The organism is Pseudomonas sp. gcc21 (assembly GCF_012844345.1).
Classification (GTDB): domain Bacteria; phylum Pseudomonadota; class Gammaproteobacteria; order Pseudomonadales; family Pseudomonadaceae; genus Halopseudomonas.
Map to the genome: position 1 here is coordinate 1008367 of NZ_CP051625.1, position 12309 is coordinate 1020675.

Here is a 12309-nt window from a genome sequence, read left to right on the forward strand (position 1 = left end):
AACTTCGGCTGGTTCCGCCTCACGCCTGCGACATGGGGTCGCGGGGCTCTCTGGTCAATCGCGCTGATCTCGATGATTGACTCCAATCTGCCGCTATATTCATCGATAAGTCACCAATTAGCAGCAAACGTTCAAGTTCGTTATCGCTACGGTAGAGGATGCAAATTGACGCTGATCAAATCCGCAGCTTGAATGGATCTCTACACTTGCCGCAAACCCTAAAGCCTCCCCTTTATTTCCGGAGTTTTGCTAGATGAACAACCCAATCAATGTCTCATGGGTATGCAGAGCAATCATCTGCCTCATCCTGGGGTTGGGGGCGTTTCAGACGGCTGCAGCACAGGTTTATGCAGACCTGATTCAGCAGCGGATTGAGACCGCGCTGCCCAAAGTTGACACTATTTCCGAGCCTGAGGGTGAGTACGACGTTCGCACCCTGTATGCCGGCGAAGAGGTTGTGGGTTATGCCTACGAGAGTATCAATGTCACCAACATTCCTGCCTATTCCGGCAAACCTATCAATGTTCATGTGATTATCGATCCGCGAGGCGTGATTCAGGATGCCTATGTGCTGGAGCACCACGAACCCATCCTGCTGATTGGTATTCCCGAGCAGAAGCTGCACGACTTCACCGCCAAATACGACGGCATTTCGGTTAACCAGCGTGTGGTGGTGGGGCGTTCGCGTGACGAAAACGCCGTCACTGTGGACGCGGTAAGCGGAGCAACGGTGACCGTCATGGTGGTCAGCGAAATTGTCATGGGGTCAGCTCATACCGTCGCGGTATCGCTGGGTCTGGTTGATGCCGCCAGTGCAACGGGGACCAAGCCGGCCACCGTGCGCGATGATGTGTATCAGGAGGCGGACTGGGCGACCCTTACCGGGAACGGCGCGATTCGCCGTCTGCATCTCACCCACGGCGAGATCGACGAAGCCTTTCGGGGGACCGAAGCAGAAGGCATAGACGAAGCTGCACCGGAGCAGGTCGACACGACTTTCATCGACATGTATGCCGCGCATCTCAACCCGCCGACCATTGGCCGCAACCTGTTGGGCGACAACCAGTACCGGTTCCTGATGGAAGACCTTGAACCGGGCGAGCACGCCATTGCCGTGATGGGCCGGGGTGACTACTCCTACAAAGGGTCTGGCTATGTGCGCGGCGGCATCTTCGATCGGGTGCAGCTGCGCCAGTTCGGCGAGATGATCAGTTTCCGCGATATGGACCACGAGCGGCTATCTGACGTCTTCGCTGCAGGCATGCCTGACTTTGATGAAATGTCGATTTTCATCGTGCGCGAGAATCATCGCTTCGATCCCGGTACACCCTGGTCGCTGGAGTTGCTGGTACGCCGCCAAACCGGGCCGGTAAGCAGTGTATTTACCAGTTTCGAACTGCCATATCAGCTGCCTGAAGAGTACATCGAACGGCCGCCGCTCACAGAGTCGGAACTGGCGGCGATCGAAGAAGCCAACCGTCCGATGTGGGTCAATATCTGGTATCAGCAGAGCTGGCAGATCGGCGTCGTGGTCACTGCGCTGCTGGTGCTGCTTGGCATCCTGTTCTTCCAGGACAAGCTGACCAAACACCCGACTTTCCTGCACTGGCTACGCCGCGGGTATCTGATATTCACCGTCACATTCCTCGGTTGGTATCTGCTGGGACAGCTGTCTGTCGTCAACGTGCTGACCTTCGTGCATGCCGTATTCGAAGACTTTCGCTGGGAGCTGTTCCTGTCCGACCCAATCATTTTCATCCTGTGGGTCTTCACCGCCGCCAGCATTCTGTTGTGGGGTCGGGGCGTTTTCTGCGGTTGGTTATGTCCCTTCGGTGCGCTGCAGGAGCTGATCAATGAAGCCGCGCGCAAGTTGAAAGTGCCCCAGTACGAGCTACCCTTTGCTGTACATGAGCGTCTGTGGGCGATCAAGTACATAGTGCTCATGGTGCTCTTTGCCATTTCGCTGGAATCCATGGCTGTCGCAGAACGTGCGGCCGAGGTCGAGCCGTTCAAGACGGCGATTACTCTGAGGTTCGATCGCCAATGGTGGTTTGTACTCTATGCGGTGATTCTGCTGGTGATCAGTATTTTCACGCGCAAGGTCTACTGCCGATACATTTGCCCACTCGGCGCCGCCCTGGCTATTCCATCGAAGTTCCGCCTGTTTGACTGGCTCAAGCGCCGTAAGGAATGTGGCGACCCGTGCCAGCTGTGCGCCAAGGAGTGTGAGATCCAGGCTATTCATCCGGACGGACATATCAACCACAACGAATGTCATTACTGCCTGGATTGCCAGATGACCTACCACAATGACGAAAAATGTCCGCCGTTGATTCTCAAGAACAAGCGGGCTCGCAAAGGCAAGAAGGAGCCTGTTCCCGAGCTGATTCCGGTACATGTGGTTGAACCTTGAACTAACACTTGAACCAAACGTTGTACATCCGAGTTTGTAGACTAAAGCTGTATCCAAGGAGCCGAAAGATGAGTGACAAAGAGAAGAACACCGAAGTACTCGAAGCCAAGGGACTAAGCCGCCGGGGCTTTCTCGGTGCCAGCGCCATGACGGGGGCAGCGGTCGTGGGTGCGACTGCGCTTGGCAGCTCCATCATGAGCCGCGAGGCCTTTGCTCAGGCAGCCAAGGAGGCCAAGTCCAAGACTCACGTGGGCCCGGGTGAGCTGGATGATTACTACGGTTTCTGGAGCGGCGGACATCAGGGTGAGGTTCGGGTGATGGGCGTTCCATCCATGCGCGAATTGATGCGCATCCCGGTATTCAACATCGATTCCGCGACAGGCTGGGGCCTGACCAATGAAAGTAAGCGGATCATGGGCGACAGTGCCAAGTTCCTGAATGGCGACTGCCATCACCCGCATATCTCCATGACTGATGGCAAGTACGACGGTAAGTATCTGTTTATCAACGACAAGGCTAACAGTCGCGTCGCCCGTATTCGTCTGGATATCATGAAGACGGACAAGATCACCACGATCCCCAACGTCCAGTCGATCCATGGTCTGCGCCTGCAGAAAGTGCCGCACACCAAGTACGTTTTCGCCAACGCCGAGTTCATCATTCCGCATCCGAACGACGGAACGAGCTTTGATCTCACTGGGGAAAACGCCTACACCATGTTCAACGTGATCGATGCCGAGAGCATGGAAGTGGCCTTCCAGGTGATCGTCGACGGTAACCTGGACAATACTGACGCGGACTACACCGGCAAATATGCGGCGTCTACCTGCTACAACTCAGAAAAAGCCACCGATCTGGGCGGTATGATGCGCGAAGAGCGTGACTGGGTAGTGGTGTTCAATATCCCGCGCATAGAAAAAGCCGTTGCAGATGGCAAATTCAGCACGCTGGGTGATTCCAAGGTACCGGTTGTTGACGGCCGAGCCGGCTCTGAGCTGACGCGTTATATCCCGGTTCCGAAGAACCCCCACGGTTGCAACACCTCTCCGGATGGCAAGTATTTCATTGCCGCCGGCAAGCTGTCCCCGACGGTCACCATGATCGCCATTGACCGGCTTGACGATCTGTTTGCCGATAAGTTTGATGACCCGCGGGAAGTGGTTGCAGCCGAAGTCGAACTGGGCCTCGGACCGCTGCATACCACCTTTGATGGTCGTGGCAATGGCTATACCACGCTGTTCATCGACAGCCAGATCGTCAAGTGGAACATGGAAGAAGCCGTCCGCGCCTATAACGGCGAAGACGTCAACTACATCAAGCAGAAGCTGGACGTGCATTACCAGCCGGGTCACACCCACGCCTCGCTGACCGAAACGTCTGAAGCCGACGGCAAGTGGCTGGTGGTACTGAGCAAGTTTGCCAAGGACCGCTTCCTGCCGACCGGCCCGTTGCACCCTGAAAATGATCAGCTGATCGATATTTCCGGCGATGAAATGAAGCTGGTCCACGACGGCCCGGCTTTTGCGGAGCCGCATGACTGCATCATGGCGCGTCGTGATCAGATCCGCACCAAGAAGGTCTGGGACCGCGACGACCCGTTCTTTGCTGAAACAGTGAAGATGGCCGAGAAGGACGGCATCAACCTGACAGCCGACAATAAGGTCATCCGCGACGGCAACAAGGTACGTGTTTACATGACCTCCTTTGCCCCCGCCTATGGGGTTACCGAATTCACCGTCAAGCAAGGCGATGAGGTGACTGTTACGGTTACCAACATCGACCAGATCGAAGATGTTACCCACGGCTTCGTCATGGTGAACCACGGTGTGAGCATGGAGATCAGTCCGCAGCAGACCTCTTCCATTACCTTCACTGCCGACAAGCCCGGTCTGTTCTGGTATTACTGCAGCTGGTTCTGTCACGCATTGCACATGGAAATGTGCGGACGGATGATGGTCGAACCTGCCTGATAGCGCCGCTATCAGCACGACTCAGCAGCCCGGCTATCCGCCGGGCTGTTTTTCGATAGCATCCGAAGAAGGTAAAAGCAGTGCCGAATAAACCGGCGAGAGCGGTTTCATGCCTCAGTGCCATGTGTGTATTACTGTATTTTTCCGGAGCGGTTCAGGCGGCTCCGCAGAACATCACTGATCTGCCACTGTCTGCCGACGGTGACAATCGTTGGCTTCTCCCGGAAGGGGAATATCAGGGCCAGTTTCTCATCGACCAGCCCATTCATCTGCGCTGCGAAGAGGGCGCAATACTGAACGGGCAGGGCCAGGGACATGTCGTTGAGATAAGCGCGCCAGACGTTACCCTTGAAAACTGCACGCTAGTGGATTGGGGACAGAATCTGACTGAACTGGATGCTGGCATCTTCCTGCATCCGGAGGCCGACCGGGCGACATTGCAAGGCAACCGCCTGCGCGGCCCGGGTTTCGGAATCTGGATCGATCAGACCAGTGACGTACGCGTGATTGGCAACGATGTTCAGGGCGATAAGGGTATTCGCTCGCAAAACCGAGGGAACGGCATACACCTGTTCAGCACCAAGGGCGCCCGAGTAATCGACAACCAGGTGCGCCACACCCGGGACGGCGTGTATATCGGCAACTCAAACGGTAATCAGATTGAGGGCAATACGCTCGAAGACCTGCGTTATGGCGTGCACTACATGTTTTCCCACGACAACACCGTCATTGGCAATACCACGCGCAACACCCGCACCGGTTATGCGCTGATGCAGAGCCGTCAGCTGACCGTTACCGGCAACCGGTCCGAGCACGATCAGAACTACGGCATTCTGATGAACTACATCACCTACTCGACGATAAGTGACAACTTTGTCTCCTACGCCCATCAAGGCGACACGGGCGATACCATGATCTCGGGAGCCGAGGGGAAGGCGTTGTTCATCTATAATTCGCTGTTCAATACGATAGAAAATAACCACTTCGAAAACAGCGGCTTAGGTATACATCTTACGGCTGGTTCTGAGGATAACAAGATCAGCCGCAACGCCTTTTTGGCAAACCAGCAACAAGTGAAATACGTGGCGACACGCACCCAGGAATGGTCGGTCGATGGCCAGGGTAACTACTGGAGCGATTACCTGGGTTGGGATCGCGACAACGACGGGATTGGCGATGTGTCCTATGAACCAAACGACAACATTGACCGCCTGCTTTGGCTCTATCCCCAGGTGCGCTTGCTGATGAACAGCCCGGCCATCGAACTGTTGCGCTGGGTGCAACGCGTTTTCCCGGTCACCAAATCGCCGGGCGTGCAGGACAGTCATCCGCTCATGAAGCTACCGGCGGACAGTCCGGCACTGGCTCAGGAAACCACCCGATGAATGCAGTTGAAATCCAGAATCTCACCCAGCGCTACGGCGCCATGACCGTGCTCGAGCAATTGGACCTCACGCTGGGCGAGGGTGAAGTGCTTGGCTTGTTCGGGCACAACGGTGCAGGCAAGACCACTACCATGAAGCTCATACTCGGCTTGCTCAACGCTACTGAAGGTCAGGTGCGGGTGCTGGGCCGCGAGCCGAACGATCCGCAGGTGCGTCGTACCCTGGGCTACCTTCCCGAAAACGTGACCTTCTACGGGCAGCTCAGCGGCAGGGAAACGCTGCGTCACTTTGCGCGCTTGAAAGATGCCGCACCCAGCCAGACAGACCAGTTGCTGGAGCAGGTCGGACTGAGTCATGCAGCGGACCGCAGAGTGCGTACCTATTCAAAAGGCATGCGTCAGCGTCTCGGGCTGGCCCAGGCCTTGCTCGGCGAGCCCCGTCTGCTGCTGCTTGATGAGCCCACGGTGGGGCTGGATCCGGTTGCGACTGAAGATCTGTACAGCCTGATTGACGGGCTCCGCCAGCAAGGTTGCAGTGTCATTCTGTGTTCGCACGTATTGCCGGGTGTCGAGCGGCATATCGACCGCGGGGCCATCCTTGCCAGTGGGCGCTTGCAAGCGGTCGGTACGCTGGCAAGCTTGCGCCACGAAGCGGAACTGCCGGAGCGCATTCGCGTCAGCGGCGTGATCGACCGTGAGTCGTGGATGCAACGCTGGAATGCAGCAGGGCACCGCGCCACGCCGCTCGGCAATGATGGCATCGAAGTCGTAGCGCGTGGCGACCAGAAGCTTGATCTGCTCCGGCAGCTGCTTGCGGGCGAAAAACTGACCGACATCGAAATCCACCAGCCATCGCTTACCGATCTTTACCGCCACTACATGGACAAGGCAAACGGAGTACCGGCATGAACCAGATATGGAATATTGCGCGCAAGGAGTTGAGCGACGGCCTGCGCAATCGCTGGTTGCTGGCGATCAGTCTGGTATTCGCGCTTCTGGCCGTCGGCATCGCCTGGTTTGGCGCCGCCGCCTCCGGCCAGGTCGGCTTTACGTCCATTCCCGCTACCATCGCCAGCCTCGCCAGTCTCGCAACCTTTCTCATGCCGCTTATCGCCTTGATGCTCGCCTATGACGCGATCGTCGGTGAAGAGGAGAGCGGAACCCTGATGCTGCTGCTGACCTATCCTCTTGGTCGCGGACAGATATTACTGGGCAAGTTTTTCGGTCATGGGCTGATTCTTGCGTTGGCCACCTTGATTGGCTTCGGATGCGCGGCATTGGCCATCGCAGCGCTGGTCGAGGATGTCGAGCTGAGTCTGCTGGTATGGGCATTCGGTCGGTTCATGATCTCATCGACACTGCTGGGTTGGGTATTTCTGGCACTGGCCTATGTGCTGAGCAGCCTGGCCCGGGAAAAGTCCACCGCCGCCGGTCTGGCGCTTGGGCTATGGTTCCTGTTCGTACTGGTATTCGATCTCGCTTTGCTGGCGGTGCTGGTTATCAGCGAGGGCAAGTTCAATCCGGACCTGCTTCCCTGGCTGCTCCTGTTCAACCCAACCGATATCTACCGCCTGATCAACCTGTCTGGCTTTGATGTCGGCAGCAGCGCCGTCGGCGTATTGACACTGGGCGATGATTTACCTGTATCAGGCTGGCTGTTGTGGGGATGCCTGGTTGTGTGGGTGAGTATTTCGCTGTTATTGGCCTATTGGTTGTTTCGTCGACGGGTCGTGTGACCCTAAGGATTTCAGAATGATGAACTATCTTCACGGACGCAGCGCGCGCCTGGCTGCAATCACTCTGCTGAGTCTGGGCCTGCTGGCCTGTGGCAAGCAGGAAGAAGACGACGTAGCACGCGAGCCGGTGGCCTTCCATGAGGAAGACTCATGCCACGTTTGCGGAATGGTGATCAGCGAATTTGAAGGCCCGAAAGGACAGAGCGTCGGCAACGAAGGCGTACGCAAATTCTGCTCAACCGCAGAGATGCTCGGCTGGTGGCTGCAGCCAGAAAACCGCATCAGTGACGTTTCGTTGTTTGTTCACGATATGGGGCAGAGCGAGTGGAGCGCGCCCGATGATGCTCACCTGGTGGATGCGAAACAGGCTTACTACGTAATCGATATTCCGCTACAGGGTGCTATGGGCGCGACGCTGGCCAGTTTCGCCGATGAATCTGCTGCGCAGGCTCTGGCACACGAGCATGGCGGGCGCGTATTGCGTTTTGAGGATATCGATCAGGACGTATTGCAGCAGGCCGCTTCCACCCAGCACGGGCAATCCATGCACTGATGCAACCTGGAGGTGTAGCGCGCCTGCGTGCCAGGTCTGCAGCAACGCCAAACCCGCCAGACGAGTCCGGATGCATGGCTTAGCCAACCAACCCCGTCGGCGAGCAGGCGCTCACCAACCCCAGGAAACCCAGTCTTCGGGGCCGTGTTCTGACCGCGAACCCTGGGGGTGTAGCGCGCCTGCGCTACGCCAAGGTCAAGCAGCGTATGGATCGCTAAGCCAATCCATGCGTATAGCTTTGCAGCCGCACCGCGAATCAATGGCTGAGCTTCTCGAAGCCCGCATCGTCGAAATAGGTAGCGTAGTTATTCAACGCCCCCACCATTCGAATTGCTCCAAAACGCTGCGCCTGATCCGCTACTTCTCCCTGCATTACCTTGGCGGCGGTCATCAGATCCGCAATGACCAGATGCAACTGCGCGTCTGCTTCGCCCTCCAGTTCGCAATGTTCGATCATATAGCTCACCTGTTCAGTCACGCTGCTTGCGAGTGCCTGGTAGCGTTCGCCCTCAAGCGTGTCCTGGTGAATCTCCGGCATCAACGGGCGAATGTCGTTTCTCAGAATGCCCATGGCCTTGCGCAGCGGGGCGTCGGTTTCCCATTGGCTGCCGTCGTTCAACTGCATGGCGTGCTCGCCCATGCCATGTGCCTGGTGCGCTTCGTGTCCGTGCGCATGGTCATGGGTTTCGGCATGAGTGATACCGAGCGGTGCTACCGCAAAGGCGGTTGCCAGACATAAGCCTAAAATCTTGCTGGACATGTAGATGTACTCCTTGGTTTGAACGGGAACGAATTTTTTCGTTTTCTTGATCTATATCAAAGCAAGCTTCATGCCGAACGCTATGTAATTGATTCTGCAGTATATTTAATGGTGTGGGTGGAATGCACCATTCTGTAACAGGGTCATTTAAACCGTGAGGGTATTCGCAACCCGGCTGCAGGGGGAGAATGGACCAGCGGTCAGCTTTCCGGGCGCGTCCAGAGCCAGATGGCGACGCACAGCAGAAAAGCTGGCAGCAACCAGCGGACAAGGTCGGGGGCAGGAAGTAACCAGATCATGACCACACTGCTCAACATCAGCAACGAGGCCATCCATTTGGCCTTGCGCGGTACTGCGCGGTCATTGCGCCAGTCGCGGATCACCGGGCCATAGCGCTCATGGGCGAGCAGGCGTGCTTCCAGGGCGGGCCATCCTCGGGCACCAGCCCAGGCGGCGACTAACAGAAATGGCGTCGTAGGCAGGCCCGGCAAGACGATGCCCAGCGCACCCAGTCCGAGGCTGATCGAAGCCAGGGTGCGCCATAGTACTTGCCTGAACATGATTCAGTTTCCTGCTGAATACTCAGCGTTGAGTGCTAATCGAGCACAACGTCTCAGGCGAACTCGGCCAAGAGCTTGCTGACGCTGGGAATCTGGATATGACGGCCCTGGCTGCCTATCAGCCCAAGGTCCCGCAGCGTTGCCATGGCACGCGACAAGGTTTCGGGTTTGATCGACAGACGTGCAGCGATCAAGCCTTTGGGCAGGCCCAGATCCAGCTCAACGGTATCGTCGGAGCGATCCTTGATCTGGCTGACCAGGTACAGCGCGAAGCGCTGCGTGGCATTCTGCAGGGTCAGGTTTTCCAGCTCATCGAGACGCTGATGCAGACGCACGCTCAAATGTCCGAGCAATCGCAGACAGGTTTGCGGATTGCTCTCCAGACTGCGCAACATGAGTTTGTTCGAGAAACCCGCCAGCTGCACGGGCTGTAATGCTTCGGCACAAACAGGATAGACCGGACGTTGCATGAACATCACGGCTTCAGCGAAAGTGTGGCCTGCTTGAATCACCTCGACGACCTTTTCCTTTCCATCAGGTGAGATGCGGAACAACTTAACAGCACCTTCAAGCACCAGAAAGAATCGATCGGCCGGATCACCCTGACGCAGAATCAGCGCCTGGGCCGGGTATTCCCGGTAGACGGTCTCGGCCAGCATTTCAGCCTGAACCTCTGCGGGAAATGACGAAAGCATTGGATGCTGAAGGACTCGATGATGATGTTGCGCAGGCAATTGCATGGGCTGAATTCGCGTTTGGATGTGCGTGGGAGGGTAAGCACTTGATCTACATCAAGCCATGCCTCTTTCTGGGTAGATGATAGCCGAGGCTGCCGATGGCTTCTACCGCGCGCCTGATTGGGCTGGATCCGGTCGCTGGTCAGGCTACTACTAGATGAGCAATCGCCTGATCCATTCCAGCAGTACGGCGGGTAGACGCTGAGGGGAGGGCAGCAGCGCATAGCGATTGGCGCCGAACACCTTGGGCAAATAGGCTGCAGCCTGTCTGTCGATTGTCAGGCAGAAGGGGAAAATCCCCTGCAGGGAGGCCTCGTTAACGGCCTGGCGCATATCTTCAACCCCGTACTGTCCTTCGTAATCGTCGATGTCGTTAGGCTTGCCGTCAGACAGCAGGATCAGCAGGCGATGCTCGGCGGCTTGGCGCATCAGGCCGCTGGTGGCGTGGCGCAGGGCTGCACCGGCGCGGGTGTAGTGTTCCGGCTCCAGGGCTGAAATGCGAAGGGCTACGGCGTTGCTGTAGCGCTCGTCGAAACCCTTGAGTTCACGTACGGTGACGCCGCCCGGGCCCTCTCCGGAAAACGCCTGGACAGAGTAGGGCTCACCCAGACTCTCCAATGCCATGCATACCAGGAGGACGGCTTCGCGCTCCACATCAATGATGCGTCTGTTGCCCGACACCCAACCATCGGTTGACCCGCTGACGTCGATCAGCAAGGTAATCGCGACGTTTCGGCGGATGGCGCGGCGGGTCTGGTAGAGCGCGTCGGAGCGTGGAAGCCCGGCCCGAAAGTCTGCGTGATTTTCCAGATAGGCGTCCAGATCGATATCGTCGCCGTCCTGCCTGCGGCGCAATAACACCGGCTCTGCACGGAGCATCTCGAAGTGGCGGCGAATGGAGTCCAGCATCGGACGATGCTTTCTGAGTGTCTCATCAACCCATTCCTGTGGGCCGGCCACCGCATCAAGCAGCCGCACAGTAGCGCCGGGATCACGATAAGTGCTGCTGCGATAGTCCCATTCCGGATAGCGAATCCGGTTGCCGCGGGGATCACTGCGTCCTGCTACGCGGCGGGCGCGCTCCTCGGGCGGATCATCAGTTAGCAGTACTTCCTTGGGCCTGCCCGGGGTAGAGATCAGTCGGGCCTCCGGAAGTTCGGAGACGAGCTCGCCGTACTCGGCGGCGCTGGCTGCGTCGTCCAGATCAACCGGGCGTTTGAGGCCCATGGGGTCTTCCGCATGTTCGTGTCCCCCCTCAGGATGAACCATCCAGGGACCCGGGCCTGAGTCATCGTCCTCATCTTCCTTGGCTTCCCGTATTGTCGGTCGACGCTCCAGCCGGGCGCTGCGCGGGGCTGCGGGGTCATCGTCCGCCTCGTCGGTTGCGCCCACAGCGGGCCCCGCCTTGTTATCTGTTTCGGCCTGGGCGGGCTTGAGTGCACCGGTCCAGCAATCCGGGTAAAGCGGACGCAGACCCAGCAGCCGCACGGATTGCTCATCTGGCGCAAATTCAGGTGCCAGGCGGAAGGCCAGCTGCAGCGACTGTTCCGCCGTGGCGCAGAGCAGATCTGCCGGCGGATCACCACAGCGCCGCTCGAGTAGCCGACGCAGGAATACTTCAAGTTTCTGGCGCGGCGCAGAGAACCCTTCCAGCTCGGGCCGGTTCTGCAGAGCCTGCTGCCGGGCAGCATCAAGTGCGCCGCGCATGCCGGGCAGCAGTCGGTTCAGATCCTCATCGGCATTCATTGCCTCGAGGAGCAAATACAGGTCACGTACCAGTGGTTTCATCTCCGGCGAGACGAGCGTGGCGCTTGCACGCTGAATGCGCATCGCCTGCTGCAGCGCGAGCACGCGGTACCAGGACGATCCCTGTGCCACGTCGGGCGTGCCCGCATCACGGGGTAGCCAGATGCTGCAGCCGTCCGTTGCCGGGACGGCCGCGCGGGTCCGCGGCGCAGGATCGCGTCTGAACAGAAGCGTCAGCAGCGTTGGACGTGCTCCCGTTTGCGCGGCGCGGATCGGATAGCGATTGCCAAATACGCCGGTACACAGCAGATCGAGGCGGCTGGCTACATCGTCCAGCGCCACCAGCACAGGGCCCGGAGGCGGAGGGCGATACCGGCGCCAGAGATTGCGGGTGAAAATCGTGGCGTAGCGTGCGGCGTCGGTGATTACGTCTTCAGCTTCGGCCATGAT

10 protein-coding genes are annotated in these 12309 nt (G+C 58.0%); 6 read left to right on the plus strand and 4 right to left on the minus strand.

All coding sequences use genetic code 11. The annotated features are described in order from the left end of the window. Positions 1-253 precede the first annotated feature (253 nt). The 6 genes from nosR to HG264_RS04825 all read left to right on the plus strand — a co-directional run bounded on the left by nosR (position 254) and on the right by HG264_RS04825 (position 8056). Entirely contained in the window at positions 254-2413 is a 2160-nt protein-coding gene (gene nosR, locus HG264_RS04800) for a transcriptional regulator NosR (RefSeq protein WP_169406586.1), read from the plus strand. Between the two features lie 68 nt (positions 2414-2481). Further along, entirely contained in the window at positions 2482-4383 is a 1902-nt protein-coding gene (gene nosZ, locus HG264_RS04805) for a TAT-dependent nitrous-oxide reductase (RefSeq protein ID WP_169406587.1), read from the plus strand. A 122-nt stretch (positions 4384-4505) separates the two neighbouring features. Next, a complete protein-coding gene (locus tag HG264_RS04810; RefSeq protein ID WP_169406588.1) occupies positions 4506-5768 on the plus strand; it encodes a nitrous oxide reductase family maturation protein NosD in 1263 nt (420 codons plus the stop codon). Then, positions 5765-6676, plus strand: coding sequence for an ABC transporter ATP-binding protein (locus HG264_RS04815; protein WP_169406589.1), 912 nt, complete (start codon positions 5765-5767; stop codon positions 6674-6676). Before HG264_RS04810 ends, HG264_RS04815 begins: the two co-directional genes overlap by 4 nt. Continuing rightward, complete coding sequence (locus HG264_RS04820) at positions 6673-7503, plus strand: ABC transporter permease (RefSeq protein ID WP_169406590.1); 831 nt, start codon at positions 6673-6675, stop codon at positions 7501-7503. The genes HG264_RS04815 and HG264_RS04820 overlap by 4 nt, the downstream gene beginning before the upstream one ends. Before the next feature lie 19 nt (positions 7504-7522). Continuing rightward, positions 7523-8056, plus strand: a complete 534-nt coding sequence (locus HG264_RS04825; RefSeq protein WP_169409010.1) for a nitrous oxide reductase accessory protein NosL — start codon at positions 7523-7525, stop codon at positions 8054-8056. A gap of 256 nt (positions 8057-8312) precedes the next feature. Here the strand turns inward: HG264_RS04825 and HG264_RS04830 are convergent, their stop codons facing one another. The 4 genes from HG264_RS04830 to HG264_RS04845 form a co-directional block, all read right to left on the minus strand. Continuing rightward, positions 8313-8816 carry a hypothetical protein gene (locus HG264_RS04830; RefSeq protein ID WP_169406591.1) on the minus strand — a complete coding sequence of 168 codons (504 nt, stop codon included), beginning with the start codon at positions 8814-8816 and terminating at the stop codon, positions 8313-8315. 200 nt (positions 8817-9016) lie between these two features. Further along, the gene (locus HG264_RS04835) at positions 9017-9376 is read right to left on the minus strand and encodes a YbaN family protein (RefSeq protein ID WP_169406592.1); all 360 of its coding nucleotides are present in this window, start codon (positions 9374-9376) and stop codon (positions 9017-9019) included. 53 nt (positions 9377-9429) lie between these two features. Beyond that, positions 9430-10071, minus strand: coding sequence for a Crp/Fnr family transcriptional regulator (locus HG264_RS04840; RefSeq protein ID WP_169406593.1), 642 nt, complete (start codon positions 10069-10071; stop codon positions 9430-9432). Between the two features lie 195 nt (positions 10072-10266). Then, on the minus strand, positions 10267-12306 hold the full coding sequence (locus HG264_RS04845; RefSeq protein WP_169406594.1) for a nitric oxide reductase activation protein NorD: 2040 nt from the start codon (positions 12304-12306) through the stop codon (positions 10267-10269). Between the last annotated feature and the right edge of the window lie 3 nt (positions 12307-12309).